This window comes from Roseovarius gaetbuli, from assembly GCF_900172365.1.
GTDB lineage: Bacteria > Pseudomonadota > Alphaproteobacteria > Rhodobacterales > Rhodobacteraceae > Roseovarius > Roseovarius gaetbuli.
Window position 1 is genome coordinate 16,567 of the sequence record NZ_FWFJ01000043.1, and the last position, 17,396, is coordinate 33,962.

General features: G+C 61.4%; 18 protein-coding genes. 13 read left to right on the forward strand and 5 right to left on the reverse strand.

The genetic code is table 11. The annotated features are described in order from the left end of the window. The first annotated feature begins 88 nt into the window (after positions 1-88). From ROG8370_RS16305 to ROG8370_RS16330, 6 genes are all read left to right on the forward strand, one after another. Positions 89-775 (forward strand): response regulator transcription factor, encoded by a 687-nt coding sequence (locus ROG8370_RS16305; protein WP_085828248.1) that lies wholly within the window; start codon positions 89-91, stop codon positions 773-775. Between the two features lie 237 nt (positions 776-1,012). Further along, positions 1,013-1,774, forward strand: coding sequence for an NYN domain-containing protein (locus tag ROG8370_RS16310; protein ID WP_245827444.1), 762 nt, complete (start codon positions 1,013-1,015; stop codon positions 1,772-1,774). Between the two features lie 113 nt (positions 1,775-1,887). Then, entirely contained in the window at positions 1,888-2,676 is a 789-nt protein-coding gene (locus ROG8370_RS16315) for an exodeoxyribonuclease III (RefSeq protein ID WP_085828233.1), read from the forward strand. A gap of 52 nt (positions 2,677-2,728) precedes the next feature. Then, positions 2,729-3,646, forward strand: a complete 918-nt coding sequence (locus ROG8370_RS16320) for a thioredoxin family protein (protein ID WP_085828250.1) — start codon at positions 2,729-2,731, stop codon at positions 3,644-3,646. A 26-nt stretch (positions 3,647-3,672) separates the two neighbouring features. Continuing rightward, the gene (locus ROG8370_RS16325) at positions 3,673-4,320 is read left to right on the forward strand and encodes an LON peptidase substrate-binding domain-containing protein (protein WP_085828234.1); all 648 of its coding nucleotides are present in this window, start codon (positions 3,673-3,675) and stop codon (positions 4,318-4,320) included. Beyond that, positions 4,317-4,514, forward strand: a complete 198-nt coding sequence (locus tag ROG8370_RS16330; RefSeq protein WP_085828235.1) for a Trm112 family protein — start codon at positions 4,317-4,319, stop codon at positions 4,512-4,514. The genes ROG8370_RS16325 and ROG8370_RS16330 overlap by 4 nt, the downstream gene beginning before the upstream one ends. Positions 4,515-4,570: 56 nt before the next feature. Here ROG8370_RS16330 and ROG8370_RS16335 read toward each other — a convergent pair whose 3' ends face one another. Then, entirely contained in the window at positions 4,571-5,785 is a 1,215-nt protein-coding gene (locus ROG8370_RS16335) for a cytochrome b/b6 domain-containing protein (protein WP_085828236.1), read from the reverse strand. Positions 5,786-5,948: 163 nt separating this feature from the next. Here ROG8370_RS16335 and fabD point away from each other — a divergent pair, with 163 nt between their 5' ends. From fabD to mltG, 6 genes are all read left to right on the forward strand, one after another. Next, positions 5,949-6,896, forward strand: coding sequence for an ACP S-malonyltransferase (fabD, locus tag ROG8370_RS16340; protein ID WP_085828237.1), 948 nt, complete (start codon positions 5,949-5,951; stop codon positions 6,894-6,896). A gap of 33 nt (positions 6,897-6,929) precedes the next feature. Beyond that, positions 6,930-7,667, forward strand: coding sequence for a 3-oxoacyl-[acyl-carrier-protein] reductase (gene fabG / locus ROG8370_RS16345; RefSeq protein WP_085828238.1), 738 nt, complete (start codon positions 6,930-6,932; stop codon positions 7,665-7,667). 503 nt (positions 7,668-8,170) lie between these two features. Continuing rightward, positions 8,171-8,404 (forward strand): acyl carrier protein, encoded by a 234-nt coding sequence (locus ROG8370_RS16350; protein WP_073197975.1) that lies wholly within the window; start codon positions 8,171-8,173, stop codon positions 8,402-8,404. A gap of 198 nt (positions 8,405-8,602) precedes the next feature. Further along, positions 8,603-9,346, forward strand: a complete 744-nt coding sequence (locus ROG8370_RS16355; RefSeq protein ID WP_085828251.1) for a 1-(5-phosphoribosyl)-5-[(5-phosphoribosylamino)methylideneamino] imidazole-4-carboxamide isomerase — start codon at positions 8,603-8,605, stop codon at positions 9,344-9,346. A gap of 136 nt (positions 9,347-9,482) precedes the next feature. Next, a complete protein-coding gene (gene fabF / locus ROG8370_RS16360; protein ID WP_085828239.1) occupies positions 9,483-10,742 on the forward strand; it encodes a beta-ketoacyl-ACP synthase II in 1,260 nt (419 codons plus the stop codon). After that, positions 10,742-11,899: an endolytic transglycosylase MltG gene (mltG, locus tag ROG8370_RS16365; protein WP_085828240.1), complete on the forward strand. Its 1,158-nt coding sequence runs from the start codon at positions 10,742-10,744 to the stop codon at positions 11,897-11,899. Before fabF ends, mltG begins: the two co-directional genes overlap by 1 nt. A gap of 147 nt (positions 11,900-12,046) precedes the next feature. Here mltG and ROG8370_RS16370 read toward each other — a convergent pair whose 3' ends face one another. Then, positions 12,047-12,385, reverse strand: a complete 339-nt coding sequence (locus tag ROG8370_RS16370) for a TraR/DksA family transcriptional regulator (protein ID WP_085828241.1) — start codon at positions 12,383-12,385, stop codon at positions 12,047-12,049. An 84-nt stretch (positions 12,386-12,469) separates the two neighbouring features. Between ROG8370_RS16370 and cysE the strand changes: the two genes are divergently transcribed. Beyond that, complete coding sequence (cysE, locus tag ROG8370_RS16375; RefSeq protein ID WP_085828242.1) at positions 12,470-13,297, forward strand: serine O-acetyltransferase; 828 nt, start codon at positions 12,470-12,472, stop codon at positions 13,295-13,297. An 86-nt stretch (positions 13,298-13,383) separates the two neighbouring features. On the opposite strand, the gene ROG8370_RS16380 is transcribed toward cysE, so the two are convergent. Genes ROG8370_RS16380 through pdhA form a run of 3 tightly spaced genes read right to left on the reverse strand, consistent with a single transcriptional unit; the run spans position 13,384 to position 17,111 of the window. Then, entirely contained in the window at positions 13,384-14,700 is a 1,317-nt protein-coding gene (locus ROG8370_RS16380) for a pyruvate dehydrogenase complex dihydrolipoamide acetyltransferase (RefSeq protein WP_085828243.1), read from the reverse strand. A gap of 14 nt (positions 14,701-14,714) precedes the next feature. After that, a complete protein-coding gene (locus ROG8370_RS16385; RefSeq protein ID WP_085828244.1) occupies positions 14,715-16,085 on the reverse strand; it encodes a pyruvate dehydrogenase complex E1 component subunit beta in 1,371 nt (456 codons plus the stop codon). Positions 16,086-16,100: 15 nt separating this feature from the next. Next, complete coding sequence (gene pdhA, locus ROG8370_RS16390; protein WP_085828245.1) at positions 16,101-17,111, reverse strand: pyruvate dehydrogenase (acetyl-transferring) E1 component subunit alpha; 1,011 nt, start codon at positions 17,109-17,111, stop codon at positions 16,101-16,103. Positions 17,112-17,396 lie beyond the last annotated feature (285 nt).

The following is a 17,396-nucleotide window of genomic DNA, read 5'->3' on the forward strand; positions in this document are numbered from 1 at the left end:
CCAACACGTGGCCGTGATTGTTGTGTTGTACATCTTGTCGCAGCGCGCCTTGTCCCTCATGTTCTCTCAAAGGACGAGGAAAAGCAAAATGGCACAAGTCAAAAAGATTCTGCTGGTGGACGATGACGACGACCTGCGCGAAGCGCTCGGCGAACAATTGGTCATGACCGAAGATTTCGATGTGTTCGAGGCCACAAGTGGCGCCGATGCGATGAGCAAGGTCAAGGATATGATCTATGATCTGGTCATTCTCGACGTGGGCCTGCCCGATACCGACGGGCGAGAGCTGTGCCGCCTCATGCGCAAGCAGGGGGTCAAAGCGCCGGTGATGATGCTGACCGGTCATGATGGCGATGCCGACACGATCCTTGGCCTTGATGCGGGGGCCAACGATTATATCACCAAGCCGTTCAAATTCCCGGTGCTGCTGGCGCGCATCCGCGCACAGTTGCGCCAGCACGAGCAATCCGAGGATGCGGTGTTTCAGCTTGGGCCCTATACCTTCAAGCCCGCCATGAAGATGCTGATCACCGAGGACGAGCGCAAGGTGCGCCTGACCGAGAAAGAGACCAACATCCTGAAATACCTCTATCGCTCGACCGAAGGCGTGGTGCCGCGCGATATCCTGCTGCACGAGGTTTGGGGCTATAATGCGGGGGTCACAACCCACACGCTTGAGACCCACATCTATCGCCTGCGCCAGAAGATCGAGCCCGATCCCGGCAATGCGCGCCTGCTTGTTACCGAATCCGGCGGTTATCGCTTGATGCTGTAAGCGCGCTCTACGATCAAAGTAGTATGCATGATTCAGGATAATGTGCTACTCTGCGTTGTATGTGCGGTAACGCATGTACCTCCCTGTTGGACTACCCCGGCCAGTGTGCCGGGGTCTTTTTCTTTAGGCGCCCATCGGTAACGCAGGCCGAGGGACACTGGGCGGCCCGGATGCATCCTGTTAGTTTTGGTAAATCTGTCAAATTATCGCCCCAATCCCCGCATAGCACTTCATCCTATGGACGATGGAAATTGGAAGATGGGCCTGCCGGTTGAACGCGTTGCGGTTCTGGTGGATGGCGACAACATAAACGCAATGCATGCCGAGCAGGTTCGTTGCGCGGGGCGGCGGCTTGGCCGGGTGGATGTTACGCGGGTTTATGCGGCTGCGAATATCAAGTCGGATTGGCTGACCACACCGGGGTATCGCGTGATGCATGCGGGCTCCGGCAAGAATGCCGCTGACATTCTGTTGTGCATTGACGCGATGGAACTTGCGCTGACCGGTGGGATTGAGAACTTTGTGATCGCGACATCGGATGGCGATTTTACCCATGTGGCGCAGCGCCTGCGCGAAAAGGGGCTGCATGTGCATGGAATGGGCGAGGCAAAATCACCCCAAAGTTTTCGTCTGGCCTGTACCACTTTCACCGTTTTGAAAACGGCGCAGTGCAGCATCGCGACACCCGTCGCCAAGCCTCCGAAACCTGCCGCAAAGCCACCCGCGCCGGTGGCGAAATCATCGCAGCCCGATGTGAGTGAGCTTGACCGCAACATCAAGGCCATGATCGCCTGCCATAGTGTGAAAGGCGGCGGCATGCGGCTTGAAGATCTTGCAACCAAGATGTGTCAAGCACATGGTACGCGGATCAGCACGCTGTCGGAAAAAAATTGGCGGGCTTACCTGGCCAAATGCCCCAACCTCTATGCCCTTGACCCACGCGGTCACAACGCAACCGTCCGGCTTCTCAGCAAGGCCTTCGCCTCGGCCTCGGCCTAGGGCAGGGCACCCGTCGCCGATCCCACCTTTTTCGCCGCCCCCCGTCGTTCCGGCTGGCACCTTGGCGCGCATCGCTTTAGGGTCTGGCCCGAAACGGGCACAGGAGAGGCGGCATGGCGTTTACATTGGCAACCTGGAACATCAACTCGGTCCGCCTGCGCGAGGGGCTTGTCTCGCGGCTTTTGAGCGACGAGGCGCCCGATATCCTGTGCCTTCAGGAATGCAAGAGCCCGGTCGACAAGATGCCGCTCGCGCGCTTTGCCGAGCTTGGCTATGGCCATGTGGTGGCGCGCGGGCAGAAGGGCTATAACGGGGTTGCGATCCTCTCCAAGCTGCCGATCGAGGATGTCGGCGACAAGGATTTCGCCAGTCTCGGCCATGCCCGCCACGTCGCCGGGCGGTTGGAAAACGGGGTCACGATCCACAACTTTTATGTGCCTGCGGGCGGCGATATCCCGGATCGCGAGAAGAACGAGAAATTCGGCCAAAAGCTCGACTACCTGACCGAGATGCGCGACTGGTTCCGCGACAGCCGCCCGGAAAAATCCATTCTGGTGGGTGATCTCAACATCGCCCCGCGCGAAGACGATGTCTGGAGCCACAAGAAGCTTTTGAAGATCGTCAGCCACACCCCGGTCGAGGTCGAACACTTCCATGACGTGATGGAGGCCGGCGGCTGGGGCGATGTGACCCGCGCCGATATTCCCGAGGGGCTGCTCTATAGCTGGTGGTCGTATCGGGCCAAGGATTGGTCCGAGGCCGATAAGGGGCGGCGGCTTGATCATGTCTGGGCGACCGGCGATATCGCGGGTTCGGCCCATTCAAGCCGCATCCTGCGTGAGGTGCGCGGATGGGAGCAACCAAGCGACCACGCCCCGGTTTTTGCAACATTTGACCTTTGAAATAGACGCAGTCTTGCTCATATAGGGGTAAGCGAATGGAAGGAAAACTTTGATGATTGAGCTTGGCCAAACCCAAAACGCCCCCGCGGCGGGCGACCTGATCAAGGATGTGTCCGAGGCTGATTTCATGACCGAGGTCGTGGAAATGTCCCAGACCGTGCCGGTGATCGTTGATTTCTGGGCGCCGTGGTGTGGCCCTTGCAAGACGCTTGGCCCGGCGCTTGAGGCGGCGGTGACGCGTGCCAAGGGCGCCGTGAAGATGGCCAAAGTCAACGTTGACGAAAACCAGATGATCGCGGGCCAGTTGCGGGTGCAATCCATCCCGACGGTCTATGCCTTCTGGCAGGGCCAGCCGGTTGACGGCTTTCAGGGCGCGGTGCCGCCCTCGGAAATCGATGCCTTCGTGGCCCGCGTGATCGAGGCCGGTGGCGGCGCGCCCGACGGCGGGCTTGACGAGGCGCTTGATGCTGCCGACGAGATGCTCGAAGAGGGCGCGGCGGCCGATGCGGCGCAGACCTATGCCGCCATTGCCCAGGAAGACCCCAACAACGTGCGCGCCTATGCCGGTATGGCGCGCGCCGAGATCGCCCTTGGCGAACTTGATCAGGCCGAGGCGATCCTGAACGGCGCCCCCGCCGAAATCGCCAGCGCCCCCGAGCTTGAGGCGATACATGCCCAGATCGCGCTTGCGCGTCAGGCTGCGCAGCTCGGCCCCGTGGCCGAGCTGCGCGCCGCCGTTGACGCCGCCCCAAGCGATCATCAGGCGCGCTTTGATCTGGCGCAGGCGCTTTATGCCAACGCTCAGGCCGAAGAGGCCGTCGACGAACTGCTGGCGATTTTCCGCGCCGACCGCGAATGGAATGACGGCGCCGCCAAGACCCAGCTTTTTACCATTTTCGAGGCGCTCAAGCCCAACGATCCGGTGGTGTTGAACGGGCGGCGAAAATTGAGCTCGATGATATTTGCCTGAGGCAGGTGTCGGGCTAGGTAAGGTGCATGACAAAAAACCTCGATCTGCCTGAGATAATTCCGGTTTTCCCCCTGCCGGGCGCGTTGCTCTTGCCGCGCTCGCGCTTGCCGTTGCACCTGTTCGAGCCGCGCTATCTGGCGATGCTTGAGGATGCCCTTAAAACGCCCTCGCGCCTGATCGGGATGGTTCAGCCGAACCGCATTCCGGGCCGCGACGAGGGCCCCGGTCTTCACACCATCGGCTGTGTCGGGCGGGTGACGCAGTTTTCGGAGACCGAAGACGGGCGTTACATGATCACGCTCACAGGTAAGTCGCGATTTCGCCTGTTGGAAGAGGTCGAGGGGTTCACGCCTTATCGGCGCGCCCGCGTGTCATGGGCCGGCTTTGAACGCGATATGGGGCCAGAGGACGCCGACCCCGGTTTTGACCGCACGGCCTTCATGAACCTCTTGTCGCGCTATTTTTCGGCGCGCGAGCTTGAAACCGACTGGCAGTCCTTGAAAGAGGCCGAGGACGAGCTGTTGATCAACTCGCTGTCGATGCTTTTGGGCTTTGAGCCCGAGGACAAGCAGGCCCTGCTTGAGGCGCCATCGCTCAGCACGCGGCGCGAGACGCTTGTCACCCTGATCGAATATGCGCTGCGCGGCGGCGACAGCGAGGATATCATGCAATGACCGACACCCCCGACACCACGCCCGCCTTTGACCGGCGCATGCTTGAGGCGCTGATTTGCCCGCAGACCCACCAGACGCTGATCTATGACGCCGAGCATCAGGAATTGATCAGCAAAAGCGCGGGCCTCGCCTTTCCCATACGCAACGGTATCCCGGTGATGCTTTTGGATGAGGCGCGCCGGATCGACGATTAGAGCATGTTGCTCAAAAGTGGGAACCGGTTTTGAGCGTCGACAACATGCGACACCCCCTAAGGCGCGCGGCTGGCGGTCAGATCGACCTTGATATCAACCGCAAAGCCAAGCGAATTGGGATCGGTCATGCCGGTGCCCACGTTGAATTCACGCCGGTCCACCGACAGACCGCCGCTGACAGTGGCGGTGTCGCCGTCAATCGCAAGGTCAAACGGCATTTCGATCGGCACCGATTGGTCGCGGATCGTGAGGGTGCCGCGCGCCACATGGCCTTGATCGGTTTTCATAAGATCGGCGCTGAACTGGGCGGTCGGAAAGCTGCTGACATTGAAATAATCCGGCCCCATCGCCTGTTTGGTGACCGAGCCAAGCGAGAGCGACTCGATGGCGATGGTGACCGTGACGCTGCCATGTTTGCCCGCCGCGTCGCCGGTCTCGTCATAGGTGATATCGGCGGTCCAGTCGGCAAAGCTGCCCTGCACCGATGAACCCATCTGCTCTACGGTGATCTGAAGGCTGCCGTCCGAGACGGTCCAGTCGCTTTCGACCTGCGCAAGGCCCGTGGTTTGCGCGCCGTCACCCGCGCCGAACAGGCCGATCATGCCCGCCCCGCCAAGCGCCGCCAGCCAGACCGCAAGCGCGGTGACGAACGGCAGCATATGACCGGGCTGGCGCGCGGTCGGCTGACCGGGGGTATGCCCCGGTAACATCCGGCGCAGCGTGGCATCGCCATCCAGCAGGTGATGCTTGAGCGCCCCCGCCACATGCGCGCCAATCGCGCCGATCAGCACCCATTGCAGGATATAGTGCAGCGTGCCCGCAAGTGCCGCGAGGCCTTCGGATTTGGGCACCAGCGGCAGGTTTTGGCCAAACGGCCACCAGATCGGCGCAAAACCCGAGGTGGCCGCGTGATGCACCCAGCCCGACAGCGGCACCATGACAAGCGAGCCATAAAGCAGCCAGTGCACGGTTTCCGCCGCCCAGGCCTCGGCCCATTTGTCGCCATTGAGCAACCCCGGCTTGGGCTGGCTTATCGCCCAGGCGATGCGCGCGAGCGCGACAAAGAACATCGCCACGCCAATGGTTTTGTGCAAGGAAAACAGAAACGTGGTACGGTTGACCAAGGCCTCGTTCGGGGCGATTTGCACCTCATGCGCCAGATCGCTGGCAATCAGGCCAATCGGAATGTTGGTCAGGATCAACAGCGCGGTCAGCCAATGAAAGGTTTTCGTCACACTGCCATAGGTGCTGGCCGAGTTGCTGGTTGGCATCGCTTTGGTCCTTCTGGTTGCGCGCCCACTCTAGCCAAACGGCGAGGCGGGGCAATGACATCTGGCGCACAGGCCCGGTGCGGCCCTGCAACACAGCCGAAGGGCGTTGCCATGGCCCGCCCGGCGCGGTATCCCAAGGCACTTTTAGGGAGGCAAAAAGCATATGAACCGAGCATTCGTATTTCCCGGGCAGGGGGCACAGACCATCGGCATGGGCCAGGCATTGGCCCAGGCCTATCCGACGGCCAAGGCGGTTTTCGACGAGGTCGATGAGGCGCTTGGCGAAAACCTGTCCGGTTTGATCTGGGAGGGGGACCAGGACACGCTGACTCTGACCGAGAACGCCCAACCGGCCCTGATGGCGACCTCGCTTGCGGCGCTGCGCGCGCTTGAGGCCGAGGGTGTCGATATCTCGCGGGCCGGTGGCTTTGTCGCCGGGCATTCGCTTGGGGAATATTCCGCTCTGGCAGCCGCGGGCGCGCTGAGCATTGCCGATACGGCGCGGCTGTTGCGGATTCGCGGCCTGGCCATGCAAAAGGCCGTGCCGGTCGGCGTGGGCGCCATGGCGGCGATCCTCGGGCTTGATTACGAGGCGGCGCGCGCCGTGGCCGTCGAGGCCGCGCAGGGCGAGGTCTGTCAGGCGGCGAACGACAATGACCCCGGTCAGGTCGTGGTCTCGGGCCATAAGGCCGCAGTCGAGCGCGCGGTCGAGCTGGCCAAGGCCAAGGGCGCCAAGCGCGCGGTGATTTTGCCGGTCAGCGCGCCGTTTCATTGCGCCCTGATGGCCCCGGCCGCCGAGGCAATGGCAGCGGCCCTCGCCGAGGTCAGCTTTGCCGCGCCGGTGGTGCCGCTGGTGGCGAATGTGCGCGCGAGTGCCGTGCAGGACCCGGATGAAATCCGCGCGCTTCTGATCGAGCAAGTGACCGGCGCCGTGCGCTGGCGGGAATCGGTGCTTTACATGGCCGCCGAGGGCGTTACCGAAGCCTGGGAAATCGGCGCGGGCAAGGCCCTGTCGGGAATGATCCGGCGGATTGACCGCGAGATGACCTGTCGTGCGGTCGGCACACCCGATGACGTCAAGGGCGCCGCAGAGGCCTTTGCAAGCGCCTGAGCCGCGCGCAGTTTTATAACGAAAGGACCATAGATGTTTGATCTGACAGGAAAATCCGCGCTGGTCACCGGCGCATCCGGCGGCATTGGCGCCGCGATTGCACGGGCGCTGCACGCTGCGGGGGCCACGGTCGGCCTGAGTGGGACGCGGGTCGAGCCGCTTGAGGCGCTTGCCGCCGAGCTTGGTGAGCGTGCCCATGTGCTGCCCTGCAATCTTGGTGACCGCGATGCGGTCGAGGCGCTGCCGAAGGCCGCGATCGCCGCGATGGGCAGTCTTGATATTCTGGTCAACAATGCCGGGATCACCCGCGATCAGCTTTTCATGCGGATGTCGGACGAGGATTGGCACGATGTGATCGACGTCAATCTTACGGCGGCGATGCGGCTGTGCCGTGGGGCGGTGCGCCCGATGATGAAATCCCGCTGGGGCCGGATCATCAATATCGGCTCGATCGTGGGGTCCATTGGCAATCCGGGGCAGGTCAATTATAGCGCCGCGAAAGCCGGGCTCGTTGGGCTGACGAAATCCATCGCCTGCGAGGTGGCCAGCCGCGGCATCACCGCCAATGTGGTCGCCCCCGGTTTTATCGCCACGCCGATGACAGATAAGCTCAACGATGAGCAGAAGTCGGCGTTGAATACGCAGATTCCTGCCGCGCGGATGGGCACGCCGGAAGAGATTGCGGCGGCTGTGCTGTATCTTGCCAGCACCGAAGCGGGCTATGTCACTGGCACGACGCTGCATGTGAATGGTGGAATGGCGATGATCTGAGCCGGGCGCGCCCGGCGGTTCCAAATTGAGCGCTACCGCGCGCGTGATTCGCGAAACTGGAAAGGCGACGCTCTTGTCTCAAGGGCGCGCCTTTTTTATTTGGCTGGATTTAAGTATTTTGGGAATGGTGAAAGCCATGCGGGGCGTGAGTGCATCCGGTGAACCATACGGTGACGTTTGCAAAGCCCCCGGAAGCCGCTGCATGCCTCTATACTGCAGGGAGTTTGCTGTGGCGGGGCGCGTATGAGCCCATAAAAGGGGCAGGGCGGGTGCGACACAGCTTTGCCCGCGTGCAACCCTTCGGGCGGTGAAAGCATTTGCCAACGCCGCGCCATGTGCTATAGGCGGCGCAGAATTGCCGGAGGGATAAGCGGATTCTCCCGGTAGGCCGCAGATTGCGGGTAGTCGAGAGCCGCCCGCTGGGGCACTATAAAAGCCGCCCTCTGATTTCGTCGGGGGCATAAAACGGGCAAAACAGCCCATGAAACGATGAGGATTATGACATGAGCGATATCGCAGACCGCGTTAAAAAGATCGTTGTGGAACACCTGGGCGTTGAAGAGGACAAGGTTGTCGAAAAAGCCTCGTTCATCGACGATCTTGGCGCTGACAGCCTGGACACGGTCGAACTGGTCATGGCCTTCGAAGAGGAATTCGGCATCGAGATCCCCGACGATGCTGCCGATACCATCCAAACCTTTGGCGACGCGGTGAAGTTCATTACCGAAGCCTCCTAAGTTTTTCGCCTCGTGCGAAGGAAGGCCCTGCCGGTTGGCGGGGCCTTTTGCGTTGCGGGGGATGCAAGAGACTCTGTTGCTCCGCCGCGAAACGCGTCTATCATGCCGATTTGGGAACAGTGTTACCCGCGCGAAACCAGCACAGTCTGTGTCGACCGGTACAACCACCGGGGGTTTTACCAGAAAAAGGGCGCGACGATGATCCTCTATCCGACTTTGGAAATTCTGAACGGCAAATGCGTCAGCCTGACGCGTGGGCGGCTGGACGAACCGGTCATCTGGCATGTGGACCCGGTCGAGACCGCCCGCGGCTTTGCGGCGGCGGGGGCGGACTGGATGCATCTGACCGACATGGACGGGCTTCGCGGTGAGGACGGCAATGACGAACTTATCGCCGAGATCATTCGCGCGGCGGGCATTCCTGTGCAATTGGGCGGCGGGTTCCGGTCGCGCGATGCGATCAGCCGCTGGATCGACAAGGGGGCGGGGCGCATCGTGCTCGGCACCATGGCGGTACGTGATCCCGATACTGTGAAAGAGATCGCCAAGTACAATCCGGATCAGATCGTTGTGGCCGTCGATATCTTTCAAGGCAAATTGATGACCGATGGCTGGCGCAGTCAAAGCGCGATCAGCCCCGAAGACTTTGTCAGCGCTTTTGACGGGGTGCCGCTTGCGGGGATCATCGTGACCGATATTGACGCCGATATCGAGGACAGCGATGGCAGTCTCGGGGTGATCTCGGGTCTTGCGGCCACCACCCGCCAGCAGGTGATCGCCCGTGGCACGGTGCGCAGCGTGGATGATGTGGCACGGCTGAAGTACATCCCCAATATCGCCGGCACTTTGATTGGCCGCGCCCTGTTGTCCAAGGATGTGGATCTTGGCGCCGCACTGGAGATTGCGCGCGCAGCGCCAGAGCCGACCGCACCGTTTGAATAGGCGGATCTGGCCTTTTGCCCCGGGCGGCGTGCCGGAAATCTCGGCATGCCGCAGCGTAGCCATGCGGGCGCCTCTTGCCCCCCGGTGGCAAGCCGGGGTAAGAGCTTTGAAGAATATGTACTGAAAGGGCAGCATTATGCGGCGTGTCGTTGTCACAGGTCTGGGTCTGGTGACCCCGCTTGCATCCGGGGTTGAAGAAAGCTGGAAGCGTCTTTTGGACGGGCAATCAGGGGCGGGCACGATCACCCGCTTTGACCCAACCAACGTGGCGACCACCTATGCCTGCGAGGTGCCGCTTGGCGATGGCAGCGACGGCAGCTTCAACGCTGATGATTTCATGCAGCCCAAAGAGCGCCGTAAAGTGGATGACTTTATCCTCTACGGTGTGGCCGCGGCCCAACAGGCGGTGGAAGATTCCGGCTGGATGCCCGAAGTGGACGAGGATCGCGAGCGCACAGGTGTGATGCTTGGCTCTGGTATCGGCGGGCTGCGCTCGATCGAGGAAACCACCCTGATCATCCGTGACAAGGGCGTGCGGCGGGTGTCGCCGTTCTTCATTCCGGGCGCTCTGATCAACCTGATCAGTGGTCAGGTGAGCATTCGCTATGGCTTTAAGGGGCCCAACCATTCGGTCGTGACCGCCTGTTCGACGGGCGCGCATGCGATTGGCGATGCGGCGCGTCTTATCATGTTTGGCGATGCCGATGTGATGGTGGCGGGCGGGGCCGAGGCGGCGATCTGCGAGATCGGCATTGCCGGGTTCAACGCCTGCAAGGCCCTGTCGACCAAGCGTGCCGATGATCCCAAGGCCGCGAGCCGCCCCTATGACGGCGACCGCGACGGCTTTGTCATGGGTGAGGGCGCGGGCGTTGTCGTGCTGGAAGAATACGAGCACGCCATGGCGCGTGGCGCCAAGATTTATGCCGAGGTGCTTGGTTATGGCCTTTCGGGGGATGCCTATCACATCACCGCGCCTGCCGAGGATGGCGATGGCGGCTTCCGGGCGATGACGATGGCGCTCAAGCATGCCGGCGTTGCCCCTTCCGAGGTGGATTACATCAACGCCCATGGCACAAGCACCATGGCCGACACGATCGAATTGAAGGCGGTCGAGCGGCTGTTGGGCGAAACGGCGGGCACGACCTCGATGAGTTCGACAAAATCCTCGACCGGCCACCTTTTGGGCGCGGCCGGCGCGATCGAGGCGATCTTTTCGATCCTGGCCATCCGCGATCAGGTGGTGCCGCCGACGATCAACCTCGACAATCCGGCGGTAGAAACGCCGATTGATCTTGTGCCGAACGTGAAACGCGAGCGTGAGGTGAACGTCGTCATGTCCAACAGCTTTGGCTTTGGTGGCACGAACGCGTCGCTTTGCCTTGGAAAGCTGCGCTGATGTGGCGCCACATTGCGTCTAATTTCCTGACGCTTCTGGTTGTCATCATCTTTCTGCTCGGGGGCATGATCCTCTGGGGGCAAAAGCAATATGGTGCCAGCGGCCCGCTGAGCGAGGCGATGTGCCTTCGGGTCGAGCCCGGAAGCACGATGCGGCGCATTTCGCGGCGCCTTGAAGACGAGGGCGCGATTGCCAGCGGGACGATCTTTCGGATCGGAGCGGAATACAGCAACAAGATTGACGATCTCAAGGCGGGTAGCTGGCTTATTCCCGAGGGCGCCAGCATGTCGCAGATCACGGATCTCATCACCCGTGGCGGTGCCAGCAGCTGTGGCACAGAGGTGGTTTACCGCATCGGGATCGCCAACGCCGAGGTACTGGTGCGCGAACTCAACACCGGCACAGGGCGCTATGAGGAAAAGATCGCGTTTGATCCGGTCTCTGACGAGGCGCGGCCCGATCTTTTCATCCGCGTGCGCGGGCAGGCCGATACCCGCTATCGCATTGCCTTGGCGGAAGGCGTGACAAGCTGGCAGGTGGTGGAAGAACTCAAGTCGGTTGACGTGCTGGAAGGCACGGTTGCAGAATTGCCCGCCGAGGGCTCGCTTGCCCCCGATAGCTATGAGGTGCGCGCAGGCGACACCCGTGAGAGCGTGATCGCCCGGATGCGCGCGGCGCAGGATCTTATCCTGGCCGAGGCCTGGCAAAACCGCGCCGAGGGCGTGCCGCTGGCAAGCGCCTATGAGGCGCTCATCCTTGCCTCGATCATCGAGAAGGAAACCGGCGTTGCCGAAGAACGTCGCCAGGTGGCCAGCGTCTTTACCAACCGCCTCAAACGCGGCATGCGTCTGCAAACCGACCCGACCGTGATCTATGGCGTGACCAAGGGACAGGGCATTCTGGGCCGCGGGCTGCGGCAAAGCGAATTGCGCGCCTCCACGCCCTGGAACACCTATGTGATCGACGCGCTGCCACCGACCCCGATCGCCAATCCCGGCCGCGCGAGTATCGAGGCCGCGGTCAATCCGGACAGCACCGATTATATCTTCTTCGTGGCCGATGGCACCGGTGGCCACGCCTTTGCCGAAACCCTCGAAGAGCATAATCGCAACGTCGCCAAATGGCGCGAGATCGAAGCGGAGCGCGCGGCGAATTAGAACCGCCTGCGCTCTGCGGCCTCTGTGGATTGAGTATTTACGGAACGATGAAAGCTAGGGTGTCACGCTCTGGTTTCTTCTTGCTTTAAATATCCCCGCCGGAGGCTCCCGCAGGGGAGGTTGGGCGCGACGCCTTGAGAGAAGCATTTAGCCCTTGGCGCAGGAGGTACAGCGCGTTGCCGTCGGATCAAGCATCAGCCGGGCTTGGACGATATTATCGCCACAATCCTCGCAATAGCCAAACTCGCCCTCATCCATGCGCCGCAGGGCCATCTCTAGCCGGGTCTTGAGGGTCTGGCGGCGCAGGTGGCTGGCCTTGGCCATGGCCTGATTTTGAAGAGCGTCCATCCGGCTCAGCCGACCCACGGCCTGTTGGTCAAGTTCGACCGTGGCCTGGCCCGATTGGCCAAGCGCATCCTCTTGCGCCAACTCGGTGAGCAGGGCGCTGATCCGGGCGCGAAATCGGCTCTGGTCGTTCTCATTCATTTTGCTTATGCCCCCAATCACGCCTTTGCATTTTATTGATCCTGCCTATCTGTTATACTTGGCCCAATCCAGAGGAGCATACACGTGGCGAAAATACACTCAAAACTCGCGGAGCTTGATCCGGTCTGGGCTCGGATTGCCTCCGAGGCGAAAGATGCAATTGCCGATGAACCGCTCTTGGGCGGGCTTATCCATTCAAGCGTCTTGCACCACGATACCTTCGAGTCGGCCCTGGCCTATCGGATATCTCTCAAGCTGACCTCGAATGAAATGCCAGAACAGATCCTGCGCGAGATTTGCGACAAGGCGCTTGGCACCGACCCCGACATCGGCCTGTCGGCGCGCGCCGATATCGTGGCGGTGAATGACCGCGATCCGGCGTGTGATCGCTTTATCCTGCCGCTGTTGTTCTTCAAGGGCTTTCAGGCAGTGCAGGCCTACCGCATCGCCCATTGGCTCTGGACCACGGGGCGTCGCGATCTGGCGCGGTTCTTTCAGATGCGCGCCTCGGAGGTGTTTGGCGTCGACATTCACCCGGCCGCGCGGATCGGCAAGGGCATCATGATAGACCACGCCCATTCCATCGTGATCGGCGAAACGGCCGTGGTTGGCGACAATGTCTCGATGCTGCATTCGGTCACCCTTGGCGGCACCGGCAAGGAAGAAGAAGACCGTCATCCCAAGATCGGCAATGGTGTTCTGATTGGGGCCGGTGCCAAGGTGCTTGGCAATATCCGGGTTGGCAATTGCTCTCGCATCGCCGCTGGCTCTGTCGTGCTCGAAGAGGTGCCGCCCTGCAAGACCGTGGCGGGCGTACCGTCGCGCATCGTGGGCGAGGCGGGCTGTGCCCAGCCCTCAGTGAGCATGGACCAGCTTTTGGGCGTGCGCGGTGACGGAAAAGACGCCGAATAAGCGGTGTCTGCGCAGGGTCGAACGATTTTACCGCGCCCCCGACAGGATCAAACCCTGTCGGGGGCGCATGTGTCTTGGGCCTTGTCTCAGGCCAGCATGACCATCGGGTTTTCCAGATTGTCGACGATCTGGTTCAAAAGCTCGGCGCCCATTGCGCCGTCAATCACCCGGTGATCGACGCTCAGGGTGACCGACATCACGGTTGCTACGGCCAGTTCGCCATCGCTTCCGACGACGGGCTGTTTCTTGCCGGCACCAACCGCAAGGATCGCACCATGCGGCGGGTTGATCACCGCGTCGAAATTGTCGATCCCGAACATGCCGAGGTTGGAAATCGCGAATGTGCCACCCTGGTATTCCTGCGGCGCGAGCTTGCGGTCGCGCGCACGGCTGGCCAGATCCTTCATCTCGGTCGAGAGGGCCGAGAGCGACTTCATCTCGGCGTCTTTCAGAACCGGCGTGAACAGCCCGCCCTCAATCGCCACGGCCACGGCCACATCCGACGGCTTGAGCTTGAGCACCTTGTCGCCCGCCCAGACCGCATTGGCATCCGGCACCGCCTGAAGCGCAAGCGCGCAGGCCTTGATGATGAAGTCATTGACCGAGAGTTTGACGCCGCGCCCTTCGAGCTGTTTGTTGAGCTCGCCGCGGAACTTCATCAGGGCATCAAGCTTGATGTCGCGACGCAGATAGAAATGCGGCACGGTCTGCTTGGCCTCGGTGAGGCGTGCGGCAATGGTCTTGCGCATCCCGTCAAGCTTGACCTCTTCATACTCGCGACCCTGATACATCGCCATGACCGCATCCGAGGACGGGCCGCTGGCCATGCTGGCCGTGGCAGGGGCCGCTTTGGCGGTCTCTGCGGGCGCACTTGCGGCGGCGGGCTTGGCCGAACCGGCCTTGGCGCCCTCGACATCGGCCTTGACGATCCGGCCATGCGGGCCGGACCCCGTGAGACCGGCAAGGTCAACGCCCTTGTCGGCGGCAATCCGGCGCGCCAACGGCGAGGCGAAAACCCGTCCGCCATCCGCGGCGGCTGGCGCCGCCGGGGCCTTGGTCTCGGGCGCTGCCGCAGGGGCGGCGGTCTCACTTTTGGCATCGGCCTTGGGGGCCTCGGCCGGGGCGGCAGAGCCACCCGCCTTGATGTCATCTCCGCTTTCGCCCTCTTCCAGAAGCACGGCGATGGCGGTGTTCACTTTCACGCCTTCGGTGCCCTCTTCGATGAGGATCTTGCCGATCACGCCCTCATCGACGGCCTCGAATTCCATCGTGGCCTTGTCGGTTTCGATCTCGGCCAGAAGGTCGCCGGAGCTGACCGTATCGCCCTCTTTGACAAGCCATTTGGCAAGGGTGCCCTCTTCCATGGTCGGGGACAGGGCGGGCATCAGAATTTCAATTGGCATCGCTCTATGTCTCCTTACCGATAGGTCACTTGGCGCACAGCATCGAGCACCTCATCCACGCTTGTCAGCGCCAGCTTTTCAAGGTTGGCCGCATAGGGCATGGGCACATCCTTTCCGGTGCAGTTGATGACCGGCGCGTCAAGATAGTCAAACGCGCGCTCCATCAGGGTGGCCGAGATGTGGTTGCCAATCGAGGCCACCGGCCAGCCTTCCTCAACCGTGACGCAGCGGTTGGTTTTCATGACGCTGGCAATGACGGTGTCGTAATCAAGCGGGCGCAGAGTGCGCAGGTCGATCACCTCGGCGCTGATGCCATCCTCGGCAAGCTTGTCGGCCGCCTCAAGCGCATAGGTCATGCCGATGCCAAAGCTGACGATGGTCACGTCAGAGCCTTCGCGCCAGATCTTGGCCTTGCCGAAGGGAATGGTGAAGTCATCCAGTTTAGGCACCTCGAAAGAGCGCCCGTAAAGGATTTCGTTCTCAAGGAAGACAACCGGGTTGGGATCGCGGATCGCCTGTTTCAACAGACCCTTGGCACAGGCCGCCGAATAGGGCTGTACCACTTTCAGGCCGGGGATTTGCGCGTACCAGGCCGCGTAATCCTGGCTGTGCTGGGCACCGACGCGCGCGGCGGCACCGTTGGGGCCGCGAAACACAATCGGACAGCCCATCTGCCCGCCGGACATGTAAAGCGTCTTGGCGGCAGAGTTGATGATCTGGTCAATCGCCTGCATGCCAAAGTTCCAGGTCATGAATTCGACAATCGGGCGCAGGCCGCCAAAGGCCGCGCCAACCCCGATTCCGGCAAAGCCATGCTCGGTGATCGGCGTGTCGATCACCCGCTTGCCGCCGAACTCGTCCAGCAGGTTCTGGGTGATCTTATAGGCGCCCTGATATTCGGCCACCTCTTCGCCCATGATGAAGACCGACGGATCGCCGCGCATTTCCTCGGCCATGGCGGCGTTGAGTGCCTCGCGCACGGTCTTGGTTTCCATCTCGGTGCCCTCGGGCCAATCCGGGCTGGTGTCGGCTTTGGGGGCCTCGGGCGCCTTGGCTTGCGCCGGGGCGGCTTTGGGGGCAGTAGCCTCGTCTTCAGGCGCGCTTGCCGGGGCAGCGGCGCTCTGGATATCGTCGGCGCTTTCGCCCTCTTCCAGAAGCACGGCGATGGCGGTGTTTACTTTCACGCCCTCGGTGCCCTCTTCGATCAGGATCTTGCCGATGGTGCCTTCATCGACGGCCTCGAATTCCATCGTGGCCTTGTCGGTCTCGATCTCGGCCATGATATCGCCGCTCTTGACGGTATCACCTTCCTTTACGAGCCATTTCGCAAGTGTGCCTTCTTCCATTGTCGGAGAGAGGGCGGGCATCAAAATTTCGGTTGCCATGGGTGTCTCTCCTTCTCAGGCGTTCTGCGGCGCCACATCGGCGTAAATATCGGTCCAAAGTTCCTCGGAGGTCGGCACCGGGCTTTCCTTGGCAAATTCGGCACTGGCGTTGACGATTTCCTTGATCTCTTTGTCGATCGCCTTGAGGTCGTCCTCGGTGGCGTGGCTGCCAGAGAGCAACAGATCGCGCACATGCTCGATCGCGTCCTTTTCGTCGCGCATCTTCTGGACCTCTTCGCGGGTGCGATACTTGGCCGGGTCCGACATCGAGTGACCGCGATAGCGATAGGTCTTGATTTCAAGGATGTAGGGGCCCTTGCCAGAGCGGCAGTGCGCCACGGCCTTTTCGCCGGCCTCTTTGACGGCCAGAACATCCATGCCATCGACGGCCTCACCGGGAATGCCGAAGGCCTCGCCGCGGGTGTAGATGTCAGGGGTCGAGGTCGAGCGTTTTTGCGAGGTGCCCATGGCGTATTGGTTGTTCTCGATGACGAAAATCACCGGCAAATCCCAAAGCGCGGCCATGTTGAAGGTCTCATAGACCTGACCCTGGTTGGCGGCGCCATCGCCGAAATAGGTGAATGTCACGCGACCGTTTTCATTGTACTTGTCGGCAAAGGCCAGACCGGCGCCAAGCGGTACGTTCGCGCCCACAATGCCATGCCCGCCGTAGAAATGCTTTTCCTTGCTGAACATATGCATCGAGCCGCCCTTGCCGCGGCTATAGCCACCCTCGCGGCCCGTCAGCTCGGCCATCACGCCTTTGGGGTCCATGCCACAGGCCAGCATATGGCCGTGATCGCGGTAGGTGGTGATGCGTTTGTCACCCTCTTCGGCGGCGGCCTCAAGGCCGACAACAACCGCTTCCTGACCGATGTAGAGGTGACAGAAACCACCGATAAGACCCATGCCGTAAAGCTGGCCGGCCTTTTCCTCGAATCGGCGGATCAGCAGCATGTCGCGATAAAATGTTTTGAGTTCGTCGGCAGAAACGTTTGGTTTCTTTGTGCTTTTTCGGGCAGCCATGGGTGGGCGACTCCTTGTTTGCAAATATAGTTTAGCGTTAAACTATCAAATACACGATCAAAGGGCCACTGACGAGGGCGAATTTCACCTCTTTGCAGAGATCGGCTTGTCAGAGGGTCGGTCCGCAGGGCGTGTCGTCAATGCTATGGCGGCTGTGAGCGGCGGTTTCAACGGGTCGATGCAACACTTTAATCTTTTGAGAGAGATGGAGTGATCATCATGAAGTATCGTCGCCGCATATTCTTCACGGACAAACAGAAGTCAGATATCTGGGATCGTTGGCAA